At 57.9% G+C, this 24,855-nt stretch carries 20 protein-coding genes; 9 read left to right on the top strand and 11 right to left on the bottom strand.

Features of this window, described 5'->3' with window-relative positions; genetic code table 11:
- Positions 1-189 precede the first annotated feature (189 nt).
- Positions 190-783 carry a hypothetical protein gene (locus tag G5179_RS01335; protein WP_042055951.1) on the top strand — a complete coding sequence of 198 codons (594 nt, stop codon included), beginning with the start codon at positions 190-192 and terminating at the stop codon, positions 781-783.
- A 40-nt stretch (positions 784-823) separates the two neighbouring features.
- Here the strand turns inward: G5179_RS01335 and G5179_RS01330 are convergent, their stop codons facing one another.
- Complete coding sequence (locus G5179_RS01330; protein WP_421257762.1) at positions 824-1,828, bottom strand: Wadjet anti-phage system protein JetD domain-containing protein; 1,005 nt, start codon at positions 1,826-1,828, stop codon at positions 824-826.
- Positions 1,829-2,040: 212 nt separating this feature from the next.
- Between G5179_RS01330 and G5179_RS01325 the strand changes: the two genes are divergently transcribed.
- Together G5179_RS01325 and G5179_RS01320 are read left to right on the top strand one after the other, a co-directional pair.
- Positions 2,041-3,282, top strand: a complete 1,242-nt coding sequence (locus tag G5179_RS01325; protein WP_421257712.1) for an esterase/lipase family protein — start codon at positions 2,041-2,043, stop codon at positions 3,280-3,282.
- Positions 3,283-3,760: 478 nt separating this feature from the next.
- A complete protein-coding gene (locus G5179_RS01320) occupies positions 3,761-3,964 on the top strand; it encodes a hypothetical protein (protein ID WP_236302473.1) in 204 nt (67 codons plus the stop codon).
- A 78-nt stretch (positions 3,965-4,042) separates the two neighbouring features.
- Here G5179_RS01320 and G5179_RS01315 read toward each other — a convergent pair whose 3' ends face one another.
- The 8 genes from G5179_RS01315 to cmoM form a co-directional block, all read right to left on the bottom strand.
- Positions 4,043-4,891, bottom strand: coding sequence for a hypothetical protein (locus G5179_RS01315; protein ID WP_421257711.1), 849 nt, complete (start codon positions 4,889-4,891; stop codon positions 4,043-4,045).
- Between the two features lie 49 nt (positions 4,892-4,940).
- The gene (def, locus tag G5179_RS01310) at positions 4,941-5,444 is read right to left on the bottom strand and encodes a peptide deformylase (RefSeq protein WP_033113258.1); all 504 of its coding nucleotides are present in this window, start codon (positions 5,442-5,444) and stop codon (positions 4,941-4,943) included.
- Positions 5,444-5,926, bottom strand: coding sequence for a GNAT family N-acetyltransferase (locus G5179_RS01305; protein ID WP_421257710.1), 483 nt, complete (start codon positions 5,924-5,926; stop codon positions 5,444-5,446). Before G5179_RS01305 ends, def begins: the two co-directional genes overlap by 1 nt.
- A gap of 99 nt (positions 5,927-6,025) precedes the next feature.
- Positions 6,026-6,439 carry a septal ring lytic transglycosylase RlpA family protein gene (locus G5179_RS01300; protein ID WP_108613510.1) on the bottom strand — a complete coding sequence of 138 codons (414 nt, stop codon included), beginning with the start codon at positions 6,437-6,439 and terminating at the stop codon, positions 6,026-6,028.
- A gap of 437 nt (positions 6,440-6,876) precedes the next feature.
- Positions 6,877-11,304: a chromosome partition protein MukB gene (mukB, locus tag G5179_RS01295; protein ID WP_421257709.1), complete on the bottom strand. Its 4,428-nt coding sequence runs from the start codon at positions 11,302-11,304 to the stop codon at positions 6,877-6,879.
- A gap of 3 nt (positions 11,305-11,307) precedes the next feature.
- Positions 11,308-12,027, bottom strand: a complete 720-nt coding sequence (mukE, locus tag G5179_RS01290; protein ID WP_005336835.1) for a chromosome partition protein MukE — start codon at positions 12,025-12,027, stop codon at positions 11,308-11,310.
- On the bottom strand, positions 12,008-13,327 hold the full coding sequence (gene mukF, locus G5179_RS01285) for a chromosome partition protein MukF (RefSeq protein WP_042030892.1): 1,320 nt from the start codon (positions 13,325-13,327) through the stop codon (positions 12,008-12,010). The genes mukE and mukF overlap by 20 nt, the downstream gene beginning before the upstream one ends.
- Positions 13,328-13,427: 100 nt before the next feature.
- Positions 13,428-14,204, bottom strand: a complete 777-nt coding sequence (gene cmoM / locus G5179_RS01280; protein ID WP_033113262.1) for a tRNA uridine 5-oxyacetic acid(34) methyltransferase CmoM — start codon at positions 14,202-14,204, stop codon at positions 13,428-13,430.
- Positions 14,205-14,305: 101 nt separating this feature from the next.
- Between cmoM and elyC the strand changes: the two genes are divergently transcribed.
- The 3 genes from elyC to pfkA all read left to right on the top strand — a co-directional run bounded on the left by elyC (position 14,306) and on the right by pfkA (position 17,088).
- A complete protein-coding gene (elyC, locus tag G5179_RS01275) occupies positions 14,306-15,076 on the top strand; it encodes an envelope biogenesis factor ElyC (RefSeq protein ID WP_421231039.1) in 771 nt (256 codons plus the stop codon).
- Positions 15,077-15,211: 135 nt separating this feature from the next.
- Positions 15,212-15,967, top strand: coding sequence for a triose-phosphate isomerase (gene tpiA / locus G5179_RS01270; RefSeq protein WP_120414341.1), 756 nt, complete (start codon positions 15,212-15,214; stop codon positions 15,965-15,967).
- 149 nt (positions 15,968-16,116) lie between these two features.
- Complete coding sequence (gene pfkA / locus G5179_RS01265; RefSeq protein ID WP_005336840.1) at positions 16,117-17,088, top strand: 6-phosphofructokinase; 972 nt, start codon at positions 16,117-16,119, stop codon at positions 17,086-17,088.
- A 1,614-nt stretch (positions 17,089-18,702) separates the two neighbouring features.
- Here pfkA and G5179_RS01260 read toward each other — a convergent pair.
- Complete coding sequence (locus G5179_RS01260) at positions 18,703-19,944, bottom strand: dicarboxylate/amino acid:cation symporter (RefSeq protein WP_005352303.1); 1,242 nt, start codon at positions 19,942-19,944, stop codon at positions 18,703-18,705.
- Between the two features lie 270 nt (positions 19,945-20,214).
- Here G5179_RS01260 and G5179_RS01255 point away from each other — a divergent pair, with 270 nt between their 5' ends.
- The 3 genes from G5179_RS01255 to G5179_RS01245 all read left to right on the top strand — a co-directional run bounded on the left by G5179_RS01255 (position 20,215) and on the right by G5179_RS01245 (position 23,683).
- On the top strand, positions 20,215-20,499 hold the full coding sequence (locus G5179_RS01255) for a pyrimidine/purine nucleoside phosphorylase (protein ID WP_421257708.1): 285 nt from the start codon (positions 20,215-20,217) through the stop codon (positions 20,497-20,499).
- Between the two features lie 152 nt (positions 20,500-20,651).
- Complete coding sequence (locus G5179_RS01250) at positions 20,652-22,037, top strand: L-serine ammonia-lyase (RefSeq protein ID WP_421257707.1); 1,386 nt, start codon at positions 20,652-20,654, stop codon at positions 22,035-22,037.
- A gap of 275 nt (positions 22,038-22,312) precedes the next feature.
- The gene (locus tag G5179_RS01245) at positions 22,313-23,683 is read left to right on the top strand and encodes an L-serine ammonia-lyase (protein WP_005336844.1); all 1,371 of its coding nucleotides are present in this window, start codon (positions 22,313-22,315) and stop codon (positions 23,681-23,683) included.
- An 853-nt stretch (positions 23,684-24,536) separates the two neighbouring features.
- Here the strand turns inward: G5179_RS01245 and G5179_RS01240 are convergent.
- Positions 24,537-24,815 (bottom strand): YcgL domain-containing protein, encoded by a 279-nt coding sequence (locus tag G5179_RS01240; RefSeq protein ID WP_421257706.1) that lies wholly within the window; start codon positions 24,813-24,815, stop codon positions 24,537-24,539.
- Between the last annotated feature and the right edge of the window lie 40 nt (positions 24,816-24,855).

Here is a 24,855-nt window from a genome sequence, read left to right as displayed (position 1 = left end):
TCCCCTTCGCTCCCCGCCCGTATCACCTCTCGCCTTATCTTCCGGCCACATCGCTGGGCGCGGTTGGCCCAAGGTGCTAACGTGAATACGCCAGCTGCGCATCTGTCTCGGATGCTCAGAAGAGGCCGACGTTCACTGCCGCAACTGCGCGGATGAACCTGCATGACTTACATCTTTGAGGGATTATCTATGTCCAGGAATGCTGCTCTGCTCATCACCCTGACCCTGCTCGGGATCGCCCCTGCCCACGCCATCAGTGCCAAATATGCCGAGCAACTGGAGCGATCCGGCTGCACCCAGGTCACCGAGGCGCAGGGCTGTGACATTCACAAAACCAAAGCGGAAAATGCCAAGGCGGGATTTGGCACGGCCGCCCCGGCCGCGGAGGGCGGTCTGAATCTGAGCTATGAGCAGAAGCTGGAGCGCTCGGGCTGCACTCAGGTGAGCGAGCTCAATGGCTGCGATATCAACAAAACCAAGGCTGAGAACGCGGCTGCCGGTGTTGGCAATGCTCCGGCCGCGGCAACCAGCGCCAGCCCCTATGCGGGCAACTGGATCGCCACCTTCCCCCAAACCGGCGCCACCGTGGCCAATATCCGCATCGATGGCAAGGATCAGGTGTGGGTCAACGACAAGAAGGTCAATGCCAAGAAATCCGATGGCGCGCTGGTGTTCAAGGATGGCATGGTCATCTACACCATTCAGGGGGATCGCCGCATCAAGGGTGAAGATGGCTGGGTCGATAATGATGCCGGCACCAAGGGGCCCATCAACGCCAAGTAAGCAGCAGACCACAAATGACGGGGAGCCCGGGCTCCCCGTTTCACACCTGATTGCCCATCTCTTCCAATGACCAGCTCCGCCAGTGAGGGGCCAGAATCAATACCTCCTGCTCCAGCCAAGTCCCGTCTGTGATCAGTTTATCGAGCCAGGGAACGCCTGCCAGCGTGCCATGACCATCGACCTGATCAGCCTGCGTCGTCACACGCCAGGGCACCTTGCCACTGCCCGCCGCAAAGGTGCGTACCGGACGGGCATAGTGCTCCAGATAAGGCTGCAGCTCACAGGGAAGCCAGAGCATGGCCGGTCGATTTAGCTCGCGCGCCAGCTCGATGGCAATATCGATACCCCGTTGATCGAGATCACCGAAATGGGCCCACTGCACGCCCGCAGGCAGCAGCGGGATCAGCTGTTTGGCCAGGGTGGTATTGCGACCGGGGGCAAAGAGCAGCAGTTGCCCGGGTTGCAGCGGGTAGTCGACGAAGGCCCCCTTATTCTCCACCGTAATAACCCGCTCCCCTTGCCAGCCGATGGCCGCCAGCGTGCCCAGAGTCCGCTCCGGCAACGCCAATTCCTCCAGCAGTGCCATCATTGCCGTCATATCGTGCTGCTGACCCTGCCGATCGACCAGTGAGAGCGGCTCGAGGGTGCGGATGCGGATCACCTCATCTTGCGTGAGCGTCAAGTCCGCAAGCATTGGCGCTGCAAGGGATGCTGATCGCGAATGCTTGCTGTCCCCATGCCAGAGGGCATAAAAGCAGGCCTGATTGAGCCGTGCAGGCAAACTCACTCCCAAACGTTGCAGCAGCTCACCCTTGTCCGGTTCGGGGTGCTCTGCCCGTGCCAGTTGTCCGGTCAGATAAGTCCGCCCCGCGTCGGTCAACGCATAATGAGCACCTCGGCCAACCGGCTTGATCCCCGCCACTGCCTGCAACAGATCCTTCAACTCGCGGCCATGCCGACTCTCAAGGGAGCAGCCCTTTCCGTTCTGGCTATCGAGCAACCGTGCACACAAATCCTGTACCCGCACCTCATCAAACAGCGACATCATCACTTCTCCATGTGGCTTCATATGACGAAGTAGAGGTGATTTTCCCTGTCATTACCGTGACCGGCTTCGCAAGCGGTTCTTATCAGCCCCGCCATGCATGGCCCGTTACTGGTAAACCCGCCACAAAGGGCGCAAGCTGGTTTGATATAGAGATACGTTGCGCTCTTCGCGACACGACAACGAGACACCCGCTTTCACAAGGGCTTGCCATGACCGACGCCACAGACCCATTGCCATCCTCTTCCTGGCATCTTTCGGATATCCGCGAGCTGGCGCACCTGCTGACTCTGGCGCTGCCCGCCGCGGTAGAGATCACCGAAGCGGTACATCAGGCGGTACTGAGCGGTATGGGGCTCAAGGGACGGGATGAGGGAAAAACAGCCGGGATCACCGGGCTGGTCTACAAGGGGGTACATGGCACCGCCAACACCCTAAGCAGCGGTATCAACCAACTACTCAGCAGCCTGCCAGCCACACCGCCGCCCCACCAGATCCCCGAAACCCCGAAACGTGCAGCCCTGATCGCCACGCTCAACGGCATGTTGGGGGACAAGCTGGTCGAGCACCACAATGCCCTCGCCACCCCCATGACACTGCGCTATCAGGGCAAGCCCCTCGATTGGCAAGCGATGCCAAAGGATCTACCCCGCGAGGGACGGGTGCTGCTGATGATCCATGGCCTCTGCATGAACGATCTGCAGTGGCAGACCGAGCATCAAGGCAAGCCGGTCAATCACGGAGAGCAACTTGCCAACGCGCTTGGCTATCAGCCTCTTTACCTGCGCTACAACTCGGGCCTGCCCATCGCACAAAACGGGCAGCAACTTGCTCTGTTGCTGGAGCAGTTGCTCGCCCACTGGCCGGGAGAGCTCAAAGAGATAACGATAATGGGCTATAGCATGGGGGGACTGGTTGCACGCAGCGCCTGCCACCATGCCGGCGTGGCCGGGCTCACCTGGCCTGCGCACCTTGCCAACCTGATATTTCTCGGCACACCACACCACGGCGCACCGCTCGAACATGCAGGTCACTGGCTGGAACAGTTGTTGCCCGCTACCGCCTACAGCGAACCCTTCGTCAGACTGGCGCGGCTGCGCAGTGCAGGCATCAAGGATCTGCGCCACGGCAAGGTGATCGACGAAGTGGCCCAACCCGACCCCGCCGTGCCCTTGCGCGATCCCCGCGTTCCACTCCCCTTACCCTGCAGCGTCAACTGTTATGCCATCGCCGCGACCACTGCCGCCAAGCGCAGCCTGCTGGCCGACCGGCTGATTGGCGATGGACTGGTGCCGCTACGCAGTGCCCTCGGTCAGCACAACGAAGCGCGCCATCAGCTGGCTTTTCTTCCTGCCCATACCCTGATTGTCTATCGCACCAGCCATATGGCCCTGCTCGCCAACCCGCAGGTTGGCCAGCAACTGCTGCGCTGGCTCAGCCCCTTGCAGTTATAGCGAACTGGCTATTAAAGCAACAGAATGCTGGTTCACACAGGAGCCCTGTGGCACTCTGGGACGTCAAAGGGAAGACCCACACTGACACTTGATGTGTCCCCACTGCAAAGGAGCGCCACCGATGGCCAAAGCAAGCAAGAAAGAGATCAAGAAGAAGATCGCCGCTCGTCTTGAGAAAATTGCCAAGCATGAAGGCAAGATCAAGAAGCTGAAGAAGGCCCTGAAGTAGGGCCCACCGCATAAGAAAAACCGCCAATAGGCGGTTTTTTCATCCCCCTTTCGCCCCTTTACCATCTTTTGATACCAATGGCCTTGATGTAAACGCCTCAAGCGCACCTCAGCAGAACAACCCGACTGAAGCCACGCACGTTCTCATCGCTGATATTTGGTCTAACAGCGCCAATCGGGCGCCGCGCGCGCCCATGCCAGCAACTACCTTCAACGGAGTGTTTGATATGAGCCAGCAGTGGAGCGCCATATGTACTCTTACACCCTCACCTTCAAGGAAGATGTCGATCGCCTGACCGCCCCCGAGCAGGAGGTCTCTTTGCAGAGCCCCGCTCAGGCGGGGGATTTTATTATCCTCTCCGACGGCAGCCGCCATCAGGTGATGTTTGTCACCCACAGGGCCAACTACAGCAGCCTCTATCTCGATAAAGGGGTCAGGGTGCCGCAAAGCTAGCGAATTCATCCCTCAGTTTGCGATAGCAAAAGAGCGGCACCTGGCCGCTCCTTGATCTCTCTTTATGTGGATTTGCTGTCACAGCACCTTGCTCACCGGTTGGTGCACTATCTCGACGTCGTCTTTATAGACCACCAGCTCACCCGGTGGCACGCCTCGCTCACCCAGCACGGTGACGACGCACTCGTAGCGATAGGGGCCACTCGTGAAGAAATAGGTATGATTGCCCCCCGTCCCCTCCACCCTGACGGTGCCATTTTTCAGCACCAGATCCGGCTTGTCGGCGAGCGTCTTGCCCCTGGCCCAGGAGGCGTAGCGATAGTGGCTATCGTCCAACTCGTCGATGCGGATGGTAAATTTCTCGGTCTGCCACATCAGCTCGGGGCTCTTGTACTCCTGCACACTGGGATGCAGACCGCTCTTCTGCCTGGCGATAAGCTCGGCTTTCAATTTGGTGGCCTGCGCCGTCTGATGATTGATACCGATCACCTTGCCATCAAAATCCATCCAGACCTCGCCACTGCCCAGCATGATGCCGCGCCAGCCCATGGTCTGCCAATCCTGCCCGACCCGGGATGTAGCGATGCTTGTTAAAATCACGTCATCAAATACCTCGCCAAATCGGTTCAGCATCTCCGCCGGGGTTTTGATGGCGGGAATGGGATACTCCTGCTTGAAGGGGTACTTCATCTGGTTGGCAAGGGCCTGATGATCCCGGGCTTCTGCCGCATCGACCAACCGCTGCACAAAGGGGCGATATTCGGCCGGCAGCTGCTCTTCATCGGCTGATACGGGGAGTGCAACCCACAAGGTTCCCAGCAACAGCAGAGCTTTCAGCCCATAACGTCCCCGTCCCTCATTGCTTCCCCGTACCTCATTGCTATTGCGGCCAAACAGCGCCCTGACATTCCATCTTGCCACTTTCATTCTGCCTGCTCCCCACATAACTAAAACGGCCAGTCACTATCCGCAAACATTAGCTGGCGGACTTCAGAGATTTTTTAACGCGTTTGAGTGCCATCTGCCGCTTGAGCGGTGACAGGTAATCAATGAACAAGTTGCCATCCAGATGATCAATTTCATGCTGCATGACAATGGCCAAAAAATCGCTGCTCTCGATGGTGATCGGATTGCCTTTTCGATCCAGAGCAGATACCACCACCGAGCTGTAACGCTCGACATCCGCGTAGTAATCCGGCACGGAGAGACAGCCCTCTTGTCCAAGCACCTTTTCAGTACCGCTTATCACTTGTGGATTAATCAAAACCAGCGGCTGATCCCTGCTCTCGGACAAGTCGATAATAACGACGGCCTCTTTACGCCCTACTTGAGTCGCGGCCAAACCAATCCCGTTTTCCGTCGCATACAGGGTCTCCAGCATGTCATCGATCAGCCCCTGTACGGCAGCGATATCCTCAACTCGCTCGGCCTTGAGCCTCAACCTGGGGTCGGGAGCCGTCAAAATATTCAAAATCGCCATCACAACTCTCCATTAACTACTTTTTTCAATCCGAGGTCACAGCCCAACGGCCGGGACATGGAGACAAACTCTTGATCCTCTTCGACCACGTTGTAACCAAGGCGCTCATAAAACCGTATCGCCCCATGGTTCTCTGTGAAGCTGGACAGGGTGACCCGGCATTTGCCCTCACGCTCAGCCTCCTGATGCAGCCGTTCCATCACGGCAGCACCAAGCTGCCGTCCCTGATACTGAGGGAAAATGATCAGCAGATGAACATGCTGGGCATCCTCATATGGCTTGCTGCATAACAGACCAATGCGCTCTCCCCCATGCAGGATCCACGAAAACCATTGCGGCCGATATGAGCTGGTTAGTCGGTCGCGTTGAAATTGGTCATCCCAGCCAAAGAGCGCCTCAACATAGGGAAATATTCCCTCTTTGACGGCAGTAAAGACCTGCTCAAATTCACTTTGCGGCACATTAATCAGCTCAATATCCATCTCTTTCCCTGCTCAAGCCATATTGGATACGCTGTTAGCGCACAATCACCCTATTACGATTTTTCCAAACGACTGCAGATTCTGAAGCATCACGAGCGGTCACAGCACCTCAACCTTTACCTTGATAACACCTTCGCGAATATTGGCAATCGAACTGAAGGCCGATTTGGAGAGATCGATAATTCGCCCGCTTTTAAAGGCGCCGCGATCATTGACCTTGACCACTACGCTCTTGCCGTTAGCGAGGTTGGTCACCCGCACCATGGAACCAAAGGGCAATTCCATATGAGCGGCGCTATTGAGATTGTTGCGATAGAGCTCGCCGCTGGCGGTCTTTTTACCGTGATAGCGGTCGGCATAATAGCTGGCATAACCGGTCTCGCTATAGCCGCGCCAGCTGCCGCCGTGGCTCTCGTCATAACGGCTGCTACAGGCTGCCAGCAGCAGGCAGACAAGCAACAGCCCCCCTTTGCAGGCCGATTGCACCACTCCTTCTCTCCCGATGCCGCGCATCTACTTCTCCTCGCTCACCTTGCCGGATAGATAGCCCGGCGGATCATCTCACGTCGCAGTAACGGGGAGATTCTCCCCATACCGGCAAGCCACCGCAATGTAGGCGGCCCCTTGCCATCATGGCGCCCAGCCCGGTGCCAGTGCAGTGGCCACCGCGATTGTTGCAATAAACACAGGATTTAAATCACCACTGTTGCACCCAAGAGACAATCGAGGGGCCACGTCTCTGCTCGCGTTTGCCAGCAAGAGCACGCAAACACCCTCCGATCTGCGTCCGCAACGCAGCACAACAAGAGGGATACTTATTAACCAGAACCGGGCAAGCCCGTTCATCCGCAGCCTTATCCCATCACAGGCAGCGCAGCTACTTTGCCATATTTTTCCAATAAAAAGGGAGGCGAATGCCTCCCTTTTCTCTTGCTATTTGCCCATCAGAGTCAGGCGATCAGCTTGTCGTCGGCAAAGCCGAAACCGCGCAGACCCACCACATGCACGTGCTCGTGCTTGCCCTGTACCTTGCGGATGAGCTTGTAGGTGGTGCCCTTCTCCGGGCTGATGTTCTCCGGCGCCGCGATAAGCAGCTGCATATCCTGCCGCTCGCACAGCTCGAACAGGGTGGCGATGGATTTGCCATCCAGACGGGCCGCTTCGTCGAGGAACAACAGGCGGCAGGGGGCGATGTCCTTGCCGCGCAGACGGCGGGACTCCTCCTCCCAGCTGATCAGCACCATCAAGAGGATGGCCTGACCGGTACCGATCGCCTCGCCGGTGGAGAGCGCACCGCTCTCGGCCCGCAGCCAGCCATCGGCGCCGCGCTGCACCTCGATCTCCAGCTCCAGATAGTTGCGATAGTCGAGCAGCACGTCGCCCATCACCTGATAGCTGCGATCCCCCTGCTCGATCTGCGGGTTCAGGCGCTGGAACAGCTTGGCCATCGCCTCGGAGAAGCTGAGCTCCTTGTCGGCGAACAGATCGTTGTGCATGGCGGTTTGGTCGGCCAACGCCGTCAGCAGACGGGTATGGGCCTCGCGGATATTGACGTTGAGGCGCACCCCGCGAACCAGACCGAAGGCGATGTTCTGCAAGCCCTGGTTGAGCACTCGGATGCGGTTCTGCTCGCGGCGGATGATGTTGGTGATCTTGGCCGCCACCTCGTGAGAGGAGAGCGACAGGTGGGTTTCCCGCTGCTTGAGTTCGTCTGCCAGACGGGCCAGCTCGATCTCCATCTCCTCGATCGCCTCCACCGGATCATCGGAGCGGATGATGTCGTTGCGGATGCGATCCTTGAGGTAACGGTAGACCTGCACGTAGAAGGCCACCTTCTGCTCGGTGCTGCGGTTGCCCTCGGAGAGACGCAGCGCATCTCGCAGAGCCTCGTCGTGGGCCACCGCTACCCGCAGGGCCCCGAGGGCCTTGTCCGACATGGAGCGCAGCTCGTCGCTGTCCAGATACGCCAGCTCGCGCTTGTTGAGGCGCTTCTCGACGTCGGTCTCCCGTGCCAGCCGCACCACCCGCGACCAGCTCGCCTTGTGACCCACCAGTGATTTACGGGCGCTGTAGTAATCCTTGCCTTCCAGCTTAAGACGACCGCCAAGGGATTCGATCTCGCGCTTGGTTACCTGCAACTGGGCCTCGGCGCTGGTGCGACGGGAACGGGTGCGGATCAGCAGCTCTTCAATCTCTTTCTTGTGAGCGCGCGCCTTCTCTTCCATATCGTCAGAGAGGGTCAGCCCCATGGCCGCCAGCTCCTGCTCGAACTCGGTCAGGGTCTGGCGCTTGGCCTCGACGCTGGAGTTGAGCGCGGTGCGCAGCTGCAACGCCTCGGTGTGGCGCTGGGCAATCTGCTTGTGCTGCTCGCCAGCGGTGCGGGCTGCCAGCTCGGCCGCCTTGAGCTTCTCTTTGAGTCGCTCGCTCATCTCGGAGGCCTTGCCCAGCAGGTCTTGTGCATCCTGATAGGCAAAGTGCGGCAGACGGGCCACCAGCTGATCGAGGGCGTAGCAACGGCGCTTCTGCTCGGCCAGCAGATCGCTCACCTCATCGTAAGCTGCCTGCAGTGCCGCAAGATCCTGCGGATCCTGACGCAGCACCTGCACCATGGTTTCCAGTTTTTCCAGCGACTTGCCGTGTTTGGCGATAAAGGCTTCGGCCTGTTTCAGCGCTTCCACATCGGCGTGAGCCGCCTCGAGGCGGGCCGCCAAATCAGTCTCGGCAAACAGGTGGGCAAAGGGCAGCATCCCCTGCACCAGCTGGATATGGCGGGTCAGCTGGGCGGCCGCCGCTTTGGCCTCGGCCAACTGCTTGTCGCACTCACCGATGGCACCTTGCAGCGCGCGCAGTTCGGCTTGCTTGGCCTGCACTTCGGCTTCGGGGTCGGGGCGGAAAGCGATATCCAGATGCTGACCGATAAAGTCGCGGAAGTGACCGTAGAGACGGTGGTACTTCTGCTGCTCGAAGGCGGCCTTGGCGTAACCCTCGATGAGCCCTTCGCGCTCAAGGTCGAGCTGCTCGATCCGTTTTTCCCGGGCGGCGCGACCAAACAGCGGCAGCTCGGGGTAGCGGGAGAAACGCACCTGACGCTTGCTGGTGCGCACCAGCACGGCGTCTCCCAGCTCGTCGGCTTCCACCAGATCCTCGTCAAAGGAGTCGGGGTTGCCCTGAATCAGGTAGATATCTTCCGGGCAATCTTCCAGCTTTTTCAGCCGCTCGATGGCACCTTCGAGGTCGAGCACCACCAAAGCGCTGCGAGCCGGGCCGTAGAGCGCCGAGTAGTAAGGGGCATCGTCGATGGAGATGTCGTCGTAGACATCGGAGAGCAGCACGCCCCCCACCTGCTCGGCGATGCGGGCAAGACGGGGATCAGCCTCGCCAGCACCCAGCTGCAGGTTGCGAATTTGCAGCTCCAGCGCCTGTTTCTGCGCCGCGATGCGGTTGCTCTCCTGCTCGAACTCGCGCTCCTTGTCGAGCACGGTTTGCATACCGGTCGAAAGCTCTTCGGCGGTAGTCAGCGGCAGACCGCTCTGCTCGCGCAGCTGCTCGAGTTTTTCAAAGGATTTCAGCCAGCGCGGCGCCAGCTTGGTGAGCTCCGCAATATCGCGGCCGAGCTGGGTGCCCTGATGCTCGAGGCTGGCGCGGCGCTGGTTCACCTCCGCCTGCTGCTCGGAGAGCTCCTCCTGACGGGTGCGTTGGGCTTCGAGGAAGATCTCCAGCTCATCGCTGCTGGCGATAAGCTGGCCAGAGGCCTGCTGCAGCTCGTCACGCAGCTTGAAGAGGCTCTTCTGGCTTTCGCTCTCTTTCTCGAGGCGAGCCAGCGCGGCGCGCAGCCCCTGCCCCTGGGCAATACGGGCCTTGTCTTCGATGTGACGCTTGAGCAGCGCCTGCGCAGTGGGCCAGGCGGCCTCGCGCACTGTCTCGGGGGCGATGCTCAAAAGCAGTGCCAGTGCCGCTTCGTGCTCGGCCACTGCCGCCTTGGCCAGCGCCAATTGCTGCTCGGCCCCCAGCACCCGGCTGGTGAGGCTCTGCTCGGCGGCGCGGAACTGATGCAGGGTGTCGCTCGCCTGTTCGGCGGTCAGCCCCGGCAGCTCGCACTGCTCGCGGGCAGCATCGAGAGCCTGCACTGCCTGACGATACTGGATGGCGCGGGTCTGCTGGATATCGAGCGCCTGTTGATAGTCGGCCAGCTGGGTCTTGAGGCTGTCGACTTCTGCCTGTGCCAGCTCCTTGCGCTCTTCCACCTCCAGCAGTTGGCCGTGGATCTCCTCCACTACCGCCTGCTGCTGTTCGAGTTTGTCAGAGAGATCCGCCAGATCGGCACGGTACATCTCGATCTTCTTCTGCAAGCTGACCGCCGCCATCACCTTGGCCAGATGCTCGGAGGCAGACTCCAGCTCGTCGGTCAGCAGTTTCTCGCGGTTGGTGAGCTGCTCCACCTCGTCGGCCAGATAGATAGCGCGCTGCTTCTCTTCGGCCAGAATGCGGCGCTTGTCGGCCAGCTCCTGGCGCGCCTTGAGGGCCAGCTCGGAGAGGCGGCTCTTCTCGGCGGCATTGCGCACATAGTCCGCCGCCACATAGTGGGTGGTCTCGGTGATCAGGTTCTTGAACAGATCCCGCTGACCCTGGGTCTCCTTGATCGCTTCCAGCGTGCGACGGTTTTCATAGATGGCCGCCTCCATGTCTGCAAACGCCTTGCGTACCCCGGAGTTCTCCGGCAGCAGGTATTCGCGCAGGGAACGGCTGATGGACGAGGAGATGCCGCCGTAGAGGGATGCCTCGATCAGGCGATAGAACTTGCCGCGATCTTTTTGATCACGCAGCTTCTTCGGGGTGATGCCGAACTCGAACATGAAGTTGTGATAGTCGGTCACCGTATTGAATTTGGCGACTTTCAGCGCCCCCAGCTCGGCGGCCGCCCCTTTCAGGTCGGTAAAGGCACGTACCCGCCCCTTGCCGCCATCGAGCTTCTCCAGCAGCAGATCGGTCGGTGCCAGATTCTCCGGCACATCCACCAGCGCAAATGGGGTGATGTTGACCTTGTTGTCGCGGTTGGCCACCTGCTCGAGGTGAACGCCGACCCAGATCCGCTGTTCGCGGCTGTTCATCACTTCCAGAAGTGAGTAGCAGTGGCCGCGCTGCAGCTTGCCGTAGAGCCCCTTGTCACGGGAGGCGCTGCTCGATCCCGCTTCCGTGGTATTACGGAAGTGAAGCAGTGACTGGTCGGGGATGAGCGCCGCGATAAAGGCCGCCATGGTGGTGGACTTGCCCGCGCCGTTGCCGCCGGAAAGAGTGGTGACCAGCTGGTCGAGATCGAAGGTCCGGGCAAAGAAGCCGTTCCAGTTGACCATGGTCAGGGATTTGAACTTGCCTCGCACCGGTTATACCTCCAGATCCAGTTGTTCTTCATCGAGATCCGCCTCGATGTCATCAAAGAGCGAGTCGCTGCTCGGCATTTCGTCGTCGTGGAAGATGGCTTCACCCTCCTGGATCATCCGCAGCTGAACGGCGCGCGGATCTTCATCGGAGCGCACGTCAGCGGCGAAACGGAACACCGATTCATTGACCCGGAATTTATCCCCGTTACCAAGGGCGGTGATCATGCCAAGGCGGCGCAGACGGCGCATGGAGGTACGGATCTTTTCGAGCAACTTCTTCTTGTCGAGATCGGTACCGCCGGAGCGGCTGTTGACCATCCGCAGCAGCTGCTTCTCGTCGGCGAGGCTCAACACCTCCTCCTGCAGCTCGGCCATGGCGAATACCCCTTCCGAGGCGAGACGATCCGGGCTCAGGTAGAGGTAGCAGAGCACCTTGCCCACCAGCATATCGAGCTCGGAGAGCACAGTGGTGCCGATGTCGGAGCTCGGGCGCGGGCGCAGGTAAAAGAAGCCTTCCGGCGCCTTGATCAGCTCCACCTGATAGCGGCCGTAGAAGATCTCCAGCTCGCTGTGATATTCGACCAGCGCCGAATGCTGCTCGAACTCGTCGGCACTGATGTGGCGGCCGGAGCGCAAGGCGGTGTCGATGCGCGGAAACAAGGGGTTGGCAATCGCCTCTGCGAGACGCAGCGGCAAGGGAAACTCAGAATTGATCAATGACATAGGCCTGAACCTTGGATCCAGCTTGGTTAATGGGTTTCCATGCGGGTTGGCGATGCAGTTCGCGCTCGCCGCTGGCATGGCCCAGGCGCACGGCCTGGTCGATCAGAAGACGCGCCACATCGAAGTGGGCATGAGCCGGGTAATCCAGCAGGTATTCGCGCAGCACATCGGCCAGATCCAACTGCTGGCCCTGCTCGGGGTAGCGGGCCAGATATCGCTCGATGCGCTCGGCCAGCTCCTGATTGATGTCTACCATCTCGACGTACTCCATCTCGAGTGGCACCTCACCGGTCACCTCCTCGTCGTGGATGGCGATGGTTTCGTCGCGCAGCTCCAGTAGACGGGGCTCTTCGGCCACCCGCAGCTGCCAGTTGTGCTGCTCGAAGTTGCGGATGGACTCGCGCAGCCGCTGGCTGAAGGCACGGTTCTTGTCCATGTCGATGGCGTTGCGGATAAATTTGTGGACGTGTCTGTCGTAGCGGGACCAGAGCTCGATGCACTGCTGACCCCAGCTGGTGATGACGTCAAGGCGCCCCTGCAAGGCGTGAGTCAGCTCCTCGACGTGAAACAGATCGTCGCGCCCCTGCGCCGCTTCCTGAATATTGAGCAGCCCCGCCTGCAAGCGGTGGCCGGCAGCGTCCAGGGTATCCTGCAGCTCGCGCAGGGTCTGGCCGGTCTCGTGCAGCAGCTTTTCGCAACTGTGAATGGCATCGACCCAGTTCTGGGTCAGCAGGGCCGCAATCTCGCTTTTGACCTGATTCTGCTGCTCATCCATGGCGCGCTGGGTGAGATCGATGCGCCCCAGGGTCTCTTCCAGCGAGAAGGTGAGGCGTGGCAGCACCTCGGCATCCCACTGCTCGCGGGTGTTGGTTTCCAGCGCCGCCTTGCGGGCGGTGTCGAGCTCGGAAGCCAGGTGTTCGAGCAGAATGGAGAGCTTGATGGAGTCAACCTGACGCTGATCCATAAAGAAGTCGACGATGCTCACACCCAAGCGCGACAGGCGGTAGAGGCTCTCCCCCGCCACCATGTCGGTGTTGAAACGCGACAACAGTTGCTGGCGAATGAGATCGTTGATGGCGTTGTTGGCGCGACCGGTGAGGGTCTCGTCCATCTGGCCGAAGGCGCTGCTGACATAGCCGAAGGCATCGTGCAGCGCAGCTTCCGACAAATCCGACTCATCTTCGGACAGGGTCTTGATTGCAATCAGAAAGGCCAGCCGGTCGGTTGGCAGGCTCAGCGCCAACCCCTCCTGCCTGACCCATCCCACCATCTCTGGCAGGGTACGGGATGTACTCATCATGATGTTGTCATCTCGTTGTTGTATTGGGCGCAAAATCGTGCGCGCGGCTACATCCGGTAGCATCGAAAACATGGTTCACATCGACGTGAACCGCGAGCAATCAACTGGCCGGCTTCTGGGCCATCACATGGATATAGCGACCGAGGGAGACAAAAGGCTCCTGACGGCAATATTGCTGCTCCATGGCCAGCAGATCGTCGAACTTCTCCACCTGATCCTGCTTGTGACGCATATAGTCGTGGATGACCCGCACCCCCGTCTTGCCGATGATGCGCAGTCCCCCGCGACCAATCCAGTCATAGACCTGCTCCGGCAACTGGGGGTTGGTGGGCGTAAGCGCAGTCTGGCGCTTCTTGCGAAGACCAAGGCGCACATAGTCAAAATTGCCCACCACCAAGCTCTGGAACAGCAAGCCATGACGGTTGTAAAAAAGCAGCGACAGTATGCCCCCGGCATTGACGAAAGGGAACAGACCCAGCAAGGTCTGGCGCGGCTCGGCGAGCCACTCCAGCACCGCATGGCAGAGCACCAGATCAAAGGTACCGGTCACGTGTTGCTTCAGATCCTGAATGGGGCAATGGATGAGACGAATTTTGTCTTCCAGCCCCTTCTCGGCGATCTGGCTGCGGGCCAGTTCCAGCATTTCTGCTGACAGATCGCACAGCTCCACCTGATGGCCCATGGCCGCCAGCTTCTGGGCGAAATAGCCAAAACCGCCCCCCGCATCGAGGATGCGCAGCGGTCGGTTGCCAAGGCGGGCCAGGCAGGCTTCGATGTCGCTCCAGACAATGGTGGTGCGGATGCGCCCCTTGGTGGAGTCGTAAATGTTGCGGGCGAACTTGTCGGCGCGCCCGTCAAAACTCTGATCGTGCTTCAAGGAGAAACTCAACATTAGCGCCACAGGGTTGTGGCCATCCCAAAAAAGAGAGGTATTCTGTCACATCCCGAATTTGCTGAAAACTCAAGGAAGTGTCTGTCGTGTTTGTGCTCAAAAAGTGGCTGGGTCAGCTGTTGATGCCGCTCCCCTTCTCCCTCTCCCTGCTGCTGGTCGCCCTGCTGCTGCTCTGGTTCACCCGTTTTCAGAAAACCGGCAAGCTGCTGGCCACCCTCTCGCTGCTCATTGTGGCGCTGATGGGGATGCGGCCGGTGAGCTATGAACTGGCCCGCGGGCTGGAACAAACCTTCCCGCCATTCGAGGTGAGCCAGCATCCCAACATCGACGCCATCGTGGTGCTCGGCAATGGCCATGTCAGCGATCCGGCGGTGCCCGAGCGCTCCTGGCAAAACAATATTGCACTGGCTCGCACCCTCGAGGGGGTACGGCTGGCCCAGGCGTATCCGCAGGCAGAGCTTGTCTTTTCGGGCTATGTATCGGGAGATCCCCTCTCCAATGCCGAGGTCAATGCCCGGATGGCCGAGAGTCTCGGCATTCCCCGCGCGCGGATGACGTTGTTTGAAAACAACAAAGACACTCATGATGAGGCGGTCAGTATCAGTCGCCATCTGAAAGGAAAAGAGGTGGCGCTGGTCAGCTCGGCCACTCATTTGCCGCGTGCCATGGCCCTCTATCAGGGTCAGGGACTCAAGGCCGTGCCAGCCCCCACCGACTACACCGCCAAGCAGAGCCAGGTACCCCAGCCCCTCTACAGTTATTTACCCAAAGGGCGTTATCTGATGTATTCCGAAGCTGCCATCCACGAATGGATTGGGGTATGGTGGGCTCGCTTGCGGGGGCAGGTTAACGAATGAGCGATCAAGCGTTTCATTCCTGATTTGGATCAGGAAAGCGAAAAAAAATTACGTCATTTGCCGCCGGGTCAGCTATCTTGGGCTCGGTTCAATTCATATAATGTCGCGCAATCAAATGCCTAGGAGATATACAAGATGAGACAGCACCTGGTAATGGGTAACTGGAAACTGAACGGCACCAAGGCTTCTGTAGAAGCTCTGATCAAAGGACTGACCCCGGCTGCTGCCGCTCATCCTTCTGTACAAGTCGCCGTCTGCCCGCCGGTTATCTTTTTGGGTCTGGTTGAGCAACTGACCGCTGGCAGCAAGATTGCCTACGGTGCCCAGAACGCTGACGTTCACGAGTCTGGTGCCTTCACCGGCGAAAACGCCCCCTCCATGCTGAAAGCCTTTGGTTGCACCTACTCTCTGGTCGGCCACAGCGAGCGTCGTACCCTGCACGCAGAGAGTGACGACGTGGTTGCTGCCAAGTACGAAGCGATCCAGAAAGGCGGCCTGATCCCGGTTCTGTGCATCGGTGAAACTCTGGAGCAATTCGAAGCCGGCGTGACCAAGAACGTGGTTGAGACCCAGCTGAAAGCCGTTATCGACCGTTGCGGTATCGCCTCCTTCAACAACGCCGTTATCGCTTACGAGCCGGTATGGGCCATCGGTACTGGCAAGACTGCCACTCCGGAGATCGCTCAGTCCGTTCACGCTCACATCCGTCAGTACCTGGCCGGTTTTGATGCCGCCGTTGCTGCCAAAGTACAGATCCTGTACGGCGGTTCCGTCACTGGCGCCACTGCAGCCGACCTGTTCGGTCAGCCGGACATCGACGGTGGCCTGGTCGGTGGTGCGTCCCTGAAAGTGGACGACTTCTCCCAGATCATCGCTGGCGCTGCCAAGTAATCGTTGATTACGGCAAAGAGAGGGGCTCGTCCCCTCTCTTGTATCGCTTTTCCTATGGTGGCCCCCGCATCCCATATGAAAGCCGATATAGTAAAAGTGGCTTGTCTATTTAAACATTCGTATTTGACAACTCAGATCCAGAGGCACTCATGACCAAACAAATCAAACGTATTGGTGTTTTGACCAGTGGTGGCGACGCACCGGGTATGAACGCAGCCATTCGCGCCGTGGTTCGCGCCGGTTTGCATCATGGCCTGGAAGTTTACGGTATTTATGATGGCTACCTCGGTCTGCACCAGGATCGCATCGTCAAGCTAGAGCGTCACAGCGTCTCCGACGTGGTGAACCGTGGTGGTACTTTCCTCGGCTCCGCCCGTTTCCCTGCCTTCAAAGACCCCGCAGTGCGCGCCGAAGCGATCGAAAACCTGAAAAAGCACGGTATCGACGCGTTGGTCGTCATCGGTGGTGACGGCTCCTACATGGGTGCCAAGAAGCTGACCGAAGAGGGTTTCCCCTGCATCGGCCTGCCGGGCACCATCGACAACGACATCGCCGGTACCGACTTCACCATCGGCTTTGATACTGCCCTGAACGTGGTGGTTGACGCCATCGACCGCCTGCGCGACACCTGCAGCTCCCACCACCGTATCTCCGTGGTCGAGATCATGGGTCGCCACTGTGGCGATCTGGCCATGTCTGCCGCCGTTGCCGGTGGTGCCGAGTATGTGATCGTGCCGGAAGTAGCCTTCGACAAAGAGAAGCTGCTCAAGCAGATCAAGGAAGGCGAAGCCAAGGGCAAGAAGCACGCCATCATCACCATCTGCGAGCACGTTACCGACGTGAACGCGCTGGCCAAGGACATCGAAGCCCTGACCGGTCGTGAAACTCGCGCCACCATCCTGGGCCACATCCAGCGTGGCGGAGCCCCGACTGCCCGTGACCGCATCATGTCCAGCCGTATGGGTGCTTACGCCGTTGAGCAGCTGCTGGCTGGTCACGGTGGTCGCTGCGTCGGTATCCAGCGCAACGAGCTGGTACACCACGACATCATCGACTGCATCGAGAACATGAAGCGTCCGTTCGATCAGGAGCTTTACAACCTCTCCACCACCCTGTTCTAAGCCTCGCGGCTTTTTACCGGCTGTTGATGACAAAAACCCTCCATCGGAGGGTTTTTTAATATCTTGCAAAAACGGGGGCATCGGCACGCTGTGTGCCCCTCACCATACGGGTTGCCTGATTACCAACCCTTGCGCCATCTGACTGATCACCAGCCTTCCTCTCCTCACAGCAACCGGCTTCAGCCTACGAACAGAGTTCCGGTATCGTCGTGGATGTGTTTTATTACTGCGAACCGGATTGCGTTGACCTGCGCTCTGTCGCCCCTGAAACCAACTTGTTCAGCCTCCTCGTCATATGCCGCTTTTTATATCTCAATCTTGTAGAAGGGATTCAGATATCTTCCCCAACCATGCTCCGGCGCAGCTCTCGTATTGCAATCACATGACTCACGCAGGTGCATCGCCCACGCAAATCGCTGCTCGCGCCCAGCCCAGCCCAGCCCAGCCCAGCGAGAGAGTATGCCTCTGCCCTATTGCGCACCTCACTCTTGCTGCGGCCATGTCTATTCCGAGGCCGACGGGAAAATTGGCGGTGATAAAACAGCCAGCTGCTACTCTGTCCCCCCTCGATGCACGGCTCTCCTCCCTATGAACCCAGTGTATTGCTGTAAAAATGCGGAGACTCCGGACTGATAAAGTGATGGTGTGACAAGGGTTGGCAACCAGACTCTCTCCATAGACTTCTTTTGGATGGGCTATCCACGTCAGGCATCGCCAAATCATTGCCTCGTACACTTTTCATGGCCTTAATGACGCCATTACGAGGGTGAAAACTTATTAAATGCCATTTAAGCCCCATACAAAACCCATCGCCAAGCCAACCACCAACAAACTAACTAATTGAATTTAAATGAAATAATCATAAAAACAGAATATTGAATGCCTGACATGTCATGGCAGGTGATAAAATCAGCTCAATATGACAAAAATAGCCATCTAAACCAGCCAAGCATATAAAGCAGCTATTTTATCAATTCACACCTTGTTTTACCCCCTTGTTATGGTATCTTGACTACATCAACCAACAACTTAGGGAGAGAAAAATGAAAGAGTTTGTCGTTACTGCCGTTTTCACGGTGTTTTTCACCCTGGTTGCTGTCTCTCTGCCCTCACTGTCACAGTTCTGAGCCGGATAGAGAGGCATCAATCCGGACCGACCCTCTTTGCCATGTCTATTTAATCGCCACAAACTGGCGTTTTTCAGTGACAATGGCGAGATGGTCAACATAGATATGATTTCATCACGTTGACGCTGTTTCTTTCGCCACAAAGGTGTGGCCAGGATGGTTTAACCACATGGCCTGATGGAGTAGAAAAAGCAGCAAATCATATCCGAGGGGAGTAAGGCTCCCCTTTTTGTTAGCCGCCGTTTGACGGCCCCATTGCCCCGGCGGCCACACAGGCAACCATCCGTCACAAGGCCCATGCCCACAACTGATGTTTTCCCTCCCGTGCTCTCCATTCAACACAGCTACATTCGTCAGCAATCTCTTGTGCACACCTTTGCTCTGATACTTGTCCGGCAGATATAAAAAAGCCCCCGCCATCATGGCAGGAGCTCGCGTTTCTCAGTGTCAGCTTAGGGCTGTTATATCTCAGTCCAGCTCAAAGCCGTTATGCCTTGTTCCAGCGCTGCGGGTCATATTCCGGGCTGAAGCGGTCAACAATGACAGCACAGGCCGCATCGCCGGTGATATTGAGGGAGGTGCGGATCATATCGAACAGTCGATCCAGCGCGAACAGCAGCGGCAACCCTTCAATGGGGATCCCGGCCGCCAGCAGCACGGCAACCACCAGGAAACTTGGGCCCGGCACACCGGCCTGACCGATCGCCCCTAGAGTGGAGGTCACAATGATGGCCGCCCAGGCACCGACGCTCAGATCGATGTTGTAAACCTGCGCGAAGAAGATGGCGACCAGACCGTAATAGATGGCGTTGCCGCTCATGTTGATGGTGGCACCCAGCGGCAACACGAAGGAGGCGGTCGCGTTGGTCACTTTCAGATCATGCTCGCAGGTCTCCATATTGACCGGCAGGGTCGCCATGGAAGAGGCGGTGGAGAAGGCCACGATCTGCGGCTTCTTCATGGCAGAGAGGTACTTCATCACCGGCGTGTTGGAAAACATCATCACCAGCAGCGGATAGACCACAAAGCCGAAGATGAGGATGGCAGCCACATAAACCACGAACAGCTTGAGCACCAGGGTCAGCACGTCGAAGCCGTAGGTACCGATGGCCTCAGCCATCAGACCGAACACCCCGAGCGGCGCGATGATCATCACCTTGTTGATCATCCAGACGAAGGCATCCACCAGAGTATTGAGCCCATCGACCAGTGGCTTGGCCCGCTCGCGCGGCTGTTTGGCCAGCGCAATACCGAGGAACATGCAGAACACCAGGATCTGCAGGATGTTAGCCTCGTTGAGGGAGTTGAAGACGTTGGTGGGGATCATGCCAAGCAGGGTGGCGACTGCATCCGGCAGCGCCCCTTTATCGGCATAGTCACCGCCAAACATGGAGGCGACGGAAGCGAAATCGACCCCGACACCCGGCTTGAAGATCTGCCCCATCACCAGCGCCAGCAACACGGCTAATGCTGAGGTCACGAGGAAGAAGGCCAGCGTCGCTGCACCGATCTTGCCCGCAGCCGGGCTGGCGCCCAGATTGGCGGCGCCGGAGAGGATGGCTACCGCCACCAGCGGGATCACCAGCATCTTGATCAGCTGGATAAACAGGGTACCGAGCGGTGCAAACACGGTGGCTTGTTCACCCATGAACGCGCCGACCACTGCGCCCAGTACCATGGCAACCACAACCTGGAAGCCGATGTTTTTAATGAGTCCTTTAGTTAACACAATATGTTCCTTTATGTAGCAAAATTCACACTTTCCCAGTGCAATTAACCAAACAGGGGAATGAGCGGCTGCCCATTCCCCTGTTTGCGCGTGTTATCTCACATTTAATTGCTGTTTTAAATCAGCAAATCATTAACCTTGGCTATTAATAAGTTTGCGAAAAAGTGAAGATTCAAAGTGGTCTCGGCAATTTTTACCTCATCACCTCATGACAACTGGCAAAAAATTGTGCTAGTTTGGCTGCACAAACGTACACACAGGGATGTAAAGATGCTGAAAGTTAACGAGTATTTCGACGGAAATGTGAAATCCATCGGTTTCGAGCAAAAAGGCGAGAAATCAACCGTCGGGGTGATGAACGCCGGTGACTACCTGTTCAACACCGCCTCCCCAGAACGGATGACAGTGATCAAGGGCGCCCTCACCATCCAGCTGGCTGATGAAGATGAGTGGCACACCTACAGCCAGGGTGAATCCTTCTTGGTGGCCGGTCACTCCTCCTTCAAACTGGAAGTGAAAACCCCCACTGCCTATCTGTGCGAATTTCTCGACTGATCAGGCCGGTTGAAGGGGATCAGCCCCTTCAACTTTCTTGGTCCCCCCAGCCCCATTATCTGTGTCCATGTCACAGCACCGCACATCCCCGCTTTCCATCCACGGCAAAAATCCTAGAATAAACAGACATAAACCATCACCGGATTGATGTCATGATCAGCGTGTTTGACCTGTTTTCCATCGGAATTGGCCCCTCCTCTTCCCATACCGTCGGCCCCATGCGTGCCTCCTATGCCTTCGTTCAGCAGCTCAAGCTGCAAGGCCATCTGCCGCTGGTCACGCGGGTCGAAGTGGAGTGTTACGGCTCGCTGGGCCAGACCGGCAAAGGACACGGCACTGGCAAGGCGATCATTCTGGGGTTGTCGGGCTTTGAACCGGAATCGGTCGATATCGATGCGATTCCCGCCATTCTGGCTCAAGTGGAAAATGAACAGAGCCTGCAGTTGGCAGGCGAGCAACCAAGCCATTTTCCCCGCACCGGTGCCATCATTTTCAACCGTCGCAAAACCTTGCCGGCCCACACCAACGGCATGACTCTGCGGGCCTTTGATAAAGAGGAAAGCCTGCGCTTCAGCCAGACCTACTACTCCATCGGTGGCGGCTTCATCATTGAAGAGAGCCACTTTGCCACCGCCAAAGAAGAGGCCGCCAAGTCCGATGCCGAGCACCCTGTCCCCTACCCGTTCGACAGCGGCGCCCAACTGCTGGCCCACTGTCAGGAGAGCGGCCTCTCCATCTCGGGGCTTATCCTCGCCAATGAGCGGGTATTTCGCAGCGATGAGCAGATAAAAGCGGGGCTGCGCAAGATCTGGCAGGCGATGCAGGGCTGCGTCGAGCGAGGCTGCAAAAGCGAAGGGGTGCTGCCGGGCGGCCTCAAGGTTCGGCGCCGTGCCCCAGGGCTGTTCCGCCAGCTAAGCTGCGAGACCAACTTCAACAAGGATCCGCTGATGGTGATGGAGTGGGTCGATCTCTTTGCGCTGGCGGTCAACGAGGAGAACGCCGCCGGTGGCCGGGTGGTCACCGCCCCCACCAATGGCGCTGCGGGCATCATCCCCGCCGTGCTGCACTACTACGATCGCTTCGTGCACAAGGTGGATGACGAGACGCTGATCCGCTACTTCCTCACCGCGGCTGCCATCGGCATCTTATATAAGAAGAACGCCTCCCTCTCCGGCGCCGAAGTGGGTTGTCAGGGAGAAGTGGGAGTCGCCTGTTCCATGGCGGCCGGCGCACTGACCGAACTACTGGGGGGCAGTCCGGCCATGGTGGAGAACGCCGCCGAGATCGGCATGGAGCACAATCTCGGCCTCACCTGCGATCCCATTGGCGGGCTGGTACAGGTGCCCTGCATCGAGCGCAACGCCATGGGGGCGGTCAAGGCGATCAATGCCGCCCGCCTCGCCCTGCGCGGCACCGGCGAGCACAAGGTGTCGCTCGACAAGGTGATCAAGACCATGTGGGAGACCGGCAACGACATGAAGACCAAATACAAGGAGACAGCCCGTGGCGGCCTCGCCGTTAACATTACCGAATGTTAAAAAACGGCAAATGACTCCATTTGGTTCCGAAATGCCCGGCATCGCCGGGTATTTTTATGGGCAAACGCTTAACAAAATGGATAAGCACAAAAATAAATTTTATACTCGCGCCTCAGATTCAACAAAAATAGATCTATTTCAACTTTTTTTAGGTCTGGAGCCGTTACACTACGGTTATCTGGTTCTGTGACCTGCGCTGACAAGCGCGTTCCATGGATCTCCCAAATTTCTGTGAGTGGGCATGCCGCCCCCTTCTACCCTGAGGTAATAGTGACATGATCAGCGTTTTTGATATCTTCAAAATCGGTGTAGGCCCCTCTTCTTCCCACACTGTTGGCCCGATGAAAGCGGCCAAACAGTTTGTTGACGAGCTGCGCGCGGGCGGCAAGATCCGCGATGTAACCCGGATCAATGTCGACGTTTACGGCTCCCTCTCCTGGACCGGCAAAGGCCACCATACCGACACTGCCATCATCATGGGCCTGGCTGGCAACCTGCCGGAAAATGTCGATATCGATGCGATCCCCGAGTTTATCTCCCGTGTTGAGCAGACCGAGCGCCTGCCGATCGGCCTGCACTGCCACACTGTCAGCTTCCCGCGCGACGCCATGGTATTCCACGACGAAGCCCTGCCACTGCACGAAAACGGCATGAAGCTGACTGCCCTGATCGAAGATGAAGTGGTTTACAGCAAGACCTACTACTCCATCGGTGGCGGTTTCATCGTTGACGAAGAGAACTTCGGCAAGGCTGACAGCGGCGACATGTCCGTACGCTATCCGTTCAAGAGCGCCGCCGAGCTGGTTGCCCATTGCAGCCAGACCGGTCTCTCCATCTCTGCTCTGATGATGGAAAACGAGAAGTGCTTCAACACTCCGGAAGAGATCTACAAGAAGTTCGGCAAGATCTGGAACACCATGCGCGAAGGTATCGAGCGCGGTTGCCGTACCGAAGGCGTTCTCTCCGGCCCGCTGCGCGTACCCCGTCGTGCCGCGCCGCTCTACCGTCAGCTCAACACCAACGAGAACCTCTCGAGCGATCCGATGAACATCGTTGACTGGGTCAACATGTTCGCTCTGGCAGTCAGTGAAGAGAACGCTGCCGGTGGCCGCGTGGTCACTGCCCCGACCAACGGCGCTGCCGGTATCATCCCGGCCGTTCTGGCCTACTACGACAAGTTCATCCAGCCGGTTGGCCGCGACGAATACACCCGCTTCTATCTGGCTGCCGGTGCCGTCGGCATCCTCTACAAGATGAACGCCTCCATCTCCGGCGCCGAAGTGGGCTGTCAGGGTGAAGTGGGTGTCTCATGCTCCATGGCCGCTGCCGGTCTGACCGAGCTGATGGGCGGTAGCCCGGAGCACGTCTGCGAAGCTGCCGAGATCGGCATGGAACACAACCTGGGTCTGACCTGTGATCCGGTTGCCGGTCAGGTACAGGTGCCTTGCATCGAGCGTAACGCCATCGCAGCCATGAAAGCGGTCAACGCCTCCCGTATGGCCCTGCGTCGTACCTCCAAGCCGCGCGTCTCCCTGGACAAGGTGATCGAGACCATGTACATCACCGGCAAGGACATGGACTCCAAGTACCGTGAAACCTCCCGTGGCGGTCTGGCCATCAAAGTGATGCAGGTTGCCTGCGAATAAATAAGGGTTGCGACCCTCATCTGAACTAAGGCGGGATATCCCGCCTTTTTTATTGCCCGAATGGGATGCCGGGCACTTATACCGGCATACCGACCATTTCACTGTAGGGCGTCGCTGATATACCCTGCTACGCCACCGCAATGCGGATTGCCTTGTCTGCATACCTCTCTAATTACATACCTTGATTAACTCTTCTCAATGCATTGAGAGGGACATTACGCCCCTACATGAAACCTGTACCTGCTATCTTGCCCCGGTCACAATTTCACAACTAATCGATATCGAGATGGCCCCTCAGCTCAATATCCCCCCTTTGGTCATACCCTTGTTTGGCAAGACGCGGTTACCGCTCACCCTGCGGATTATCACGCCGCCACATTGATTGCCTCCTATGTGGTACTTTCGTGATCAGGGCAAACAATCAAGCACACAAACAGAGGGTTAGCTCATCATTTTAGCCACAGCGCATCGCACAAACTGGTTTTAGCACCGTTATCACCGCCCTCTTTACGCCCTATTTGATGTAAAACGCATCGGGCAGTGGAGGCCAAAAAGCGCCCAAGGAAGAGGCTGAAAATAATCGATGAATGAGCCAATAGTCGTTGAAATGGAGGATATGAGTACGCGCTACTCGCTATTTTTGTGAGCGCCAGCAAAGGTTGAGGATATGGTGTTGGGAGCAGATTGACTTTCTATTTAAACAGCGAAAAGTGAATATCACCAAAGGGAGGGTTTAATTTGGCCAGATCCTGTCACGGGATTATCGCAAGCTACCTCTTCGGGGCCGAAATGCGTCATGCAGAGTCACAAAGAATTAGCCCCGCTTGGCAGAACGCACAACGGGGCTGGATATTCAGGCTGTTTTTTTCAGGCTGGCCTTGTGTTGCTCCAGCAAATTCTCGGGGGGCGGCGGCACCTGCAGGTAGAAGCCCTGAGTCGTCAGCGCCTCCATTACCTTGCCAACATCGGCCATTCCCAAGGGCTTAGCGGGGTCCAGTTTGGTCATCAATACCAGTTCTGGGCGGCCAAACACCCCCATCAAGGGCGCGGGGACGCGGGAAAAATCCTCTCTTCTCTCAACAAAAAGGTAGGTCTCGGCTTTTTTGCGACTTTTATAGACTGCACACAACATGGAAATTGATATAATCCGACGAGTTTATTGCCTCTGATGG

The organism is Aeromonas sp. 600886 (assembly GCF_049174935.1).
GTDB classification, from domain to species: Bacteria; Pseudomonadota; Gammaproteobacteria; order Enterobacterales; family Aeromonadaceae; genus Aeromonas; species Aeromonas veronii_A.
The sequence above is the reverse complement of the archived record's forward strand: the minus strand, read 5'-3'. Positions and strand labels throughout refer to the sequence as shown.

Excerpts from the sequence above, each read along its gene's own strand:
- G5179_RS01335 (WP_042055951.1), top strand. The coding sequence starts at position 190 with ATGTCCAGGAATGCTGCTCTGCTCATCACCCTGACCCTGCTCGGGATC.
- G5179_RS01330 (WP_421257762.1), bottom strand. The coding sequence starts at position 1,828 with ATGTCGCTGTTTGATGAGGTGCGGGTACAGGATTTGTGTGCACGGTTG.
- G5179_RS01325 (WP_421257712.1), top strand. The coding sequence starts at position 2,041 with ATGACCGACGCCACAGACCCATTGCCATCCTCTTCCTGGCATCTTTCG.
- G5179_RS01320 (WP_236302473.1), top strand. The coding sequence starts at position 3,761 with ATGTACTCTTACACCCTCACCTTCAAGGAAGATGTCGATCGCCTGACC.
- G5179_RS01315 (WP_421257711.1), bottom strand. The coding sequence starts at position 4,891 with ATGAAAGTGGCAAGATGGAATGTCAGGGCGCTGTTTGGCCGCAATAGC.
- def (WP_033113258.1), bottom strand. The coding sequence starts at position 5,444 with ATGGCGATTTTGAATATTTTGACGGCTCCCGACCCCAGGTTGAGGCTC.
- G5179_RS01305 (WP_421257710.1), bottom strand. The coding sequence starts at position 5,926 with ATGGATATTGAGCTGATTAATGTGCCGCAAAGTGAATTTGAGCAGGTC.
- G5179_RS01300 (WP_108613510.1), bottom strand. The coding sequence starts at position 6,439 with ATGCGCGGCATCGGGAGAGAAGGAGTGGTGCAATCGGCCTGCAAAGGG.
- mukE (WP_005336835.1), bottom strand. The coding sequence starts at position 12,027 with ATGTCATTGATCAATTCTGAGTTTCCCTTGCCGCTGCGTCTCGCAGAG.
- mukF (WP_042030892.1), bottom strand. The coding sequence starts at position 13,327 with ATGATGAGTACATCCCGTACCCTGCCAGAGATGGTGGGATGGGTCAGG.
- tpiA (WP_120414341.1), top strand. The coding sequence starts at position 15,212 with ATGAGACAGCACCTGGTAATGGGTAACTGGAAACTGAACGGCACCAAG.
- pfkA (WP_005336840.1), top strand. The coding sequence starts at position 16,117 with ATGACCAAACAAATCAAACGTATTGGTGTTTTGACCAGTGGTGGCGAC.
- G5179_RS01255 (WP_421257708.1), top strand. The coding sequence starts at position 20,215 with ATGCTGAAAGTTAACGAGTATTTCGACGGAAATGTGAAATCCATCGGT.
- G5179_RS01250 (WP_421257707.1), top strand. The coding sequence starts at position 20,652 with ATGATCAGCGTGTTTGACCTGTTTTCCATCGGAATTGGCCCCTCCTCT.
- G5179_RS01245 (WP_005336844.1), top strand. The coding sequence starts at position 22,313 with ATGATCAGCGTTTTTGATATCTTCAAAATCGGTGTAGGCCCCTCTTCT.
- G5179_RS01240 (WP_421257706.1), bottom strand. The coding sequence starts at position 24,815 with ATGTTGTGTGCAGTCTATAAAAGTCGCAAAAAAGCCGAGACCTACCTT.